The sequence below is a fragment of the Protofrankia sp. CiP1_Cm_nod2 genome (assembly GCF_920664355.1).
Taxonomy (GTDB): Bacteria; Actinomycetota; Actinomycetes; order Frankiales; family Frankiaceae; genus Protofrankia.
This window is the reverse complement of the sequence record NZ_CAKKTL010000006.1, coordinates 47909-49503: the sequence shown is the minus strand read 5'-3', so window position 1 is coordinate 49503 and position 1595 is coordinate 47909. Positions and strand designations below refer to the sequence as shown.

1 protein-coding gene is annotated in these 1595 nt (G+C 67.6%); it reads right to left on the bottom strand.

Annotation, left to right across the window (positions count from 1 at the left end):
* Positions 1–1374, bottom strand: a 1374-nt coding sequence (locus NBW84_RS01435; RefSeq protein WP_250280958.1) for a substrate-binding domain-containing protein, incomplete at its 3' end; no start/stop codon positions are given.
* Positions 1375–1595 lie beyond the last annotated feature (221 nt).

The following is a 1595-nucleotide window of genomic DNA, read 5'->3' as shown; positions in this document are numbered from 1 at the left end:
GGCGTACTCGATCTCCGTGAAAGGGTAGGCGTCGCCACCGATGGTCTCGATCGACGGCATCTGGCCGTTGATACGCAGAGCATGCAGGCCGCTGGACGCGACGGCGGCCTGCAGCTCGCTGTAGCCGATGGCGCCGGGGAGTTTCGCCACGGTCCGCAGCACCCGTTCGGTGCTGTCGAGTTCACAACGGACGACCCTGTCCTGCGGGGAGTTCTTGTGCTCACAGTCCAGCGAGGTCAGTGCCGGCTCTCCGAGCCCGTCGAGAATGCGCCGCCGGAACAGGTCACGGGTACCTGAGTTGGCGTCCCGGCTCACCAACAGGACGGGCAGGTCGGGGCCGCCGACCTGGCTCCAGTTGAGGACGTCACCCCGGTAGATCCTCCGTATCTGGTCGACCGTGAGATCCACGGTCGACACGCGGTCGTTCACCACCAGCGCGAACGCGGAGACCGCGACGCGCTCCCCCGTCATCTGCGGATAGCCGGCCGGCTTGGAACCGTCATAGACGGAGATCACCGCTGGCGGCCCGCCGGTGGTCTCGGCCGCGGCCTCCGCCAGCTCCTGGATACCCTCGTTGCTGCCGTGCGGGTTCACCGTGACTCTCGTGCCCGGGCAGTCCGACTCGTATTTCTCGGCGATTTCTCGTACGACCGGCGCGAAGGCCGTCGAACCGATGACAGTGAGTTTTCCGGTGGCGCAGCCGATGGGCGCCGGCACGTCCCGGCGGACGACGATGACCGCCAGTGCCATGACGCAGATGGTGAGCAGAATGGTGATCCAACGAGCGGGTCTGCTGAACAGGGGCGGGGTGTCGTCGACTGTTGTGCTGCGGTTGAGCTCCACATTGCCGTCCCGGATCCCGCCGGTGACCCGGACACCGCTGCCGACCTGGCCGCCGGTGAGCAGCACGAGCAGCTTGTAGTGCTGGCCGCGGTTGAGCGGGACGCGGGGCAGGGAGATCGTGCTGCCGCTGTGCCGCATGGCCCCCGGCGGGGCGAAGTGGTCCATCAGGTGCTCGGCGCCGGACTGGGTGACGGCGACGCCCCTGACAGTTCGCTCGGCGAAGACGACGGTGAGGCCGTTGCTGGTGTAGTCGGTGTCGGTGATGCCCTCCGCGCCGTCGTTCTCGACGCGCAGGAGGACGAGGGTGGCATCCGACATGTCGGGGAGGTCGTTGAACAGGCCGAGCCGCATGTCCGCCTGGCTCTGCCCACCGCGGTTGTCGCTGCCGATGGGAGTGTCCATCTGCACGCGGTAGCCGATGCGTCTGCGGCGAGGCACCCGGCGCTCGTACCAGACCACGGCGAAGGAGGCCATGATGCCGAGCACCGCGGTGAGTACGGCCACGATGCTCTCAGTGCTCAGCCAGCCCACGTCCGCCTCATCCCCACATGCACGGTCAGGCCGATATGTCGTGCGACGAACGTATGCGTTCCGTGTCAGGCCCGGCGTGTTCCGTACCGCCCGACCCTCGGACGTTCGCCGTGAATTCATCTCGGCCAGCTGCGCGTTCATTCCGGTAGGCTGTGCGTTAACCTCGGCCGGGCGGTGGGCGCCGGCGGCCCGTGGGTACTGTTGTTTCTGCCTCTCCGGCT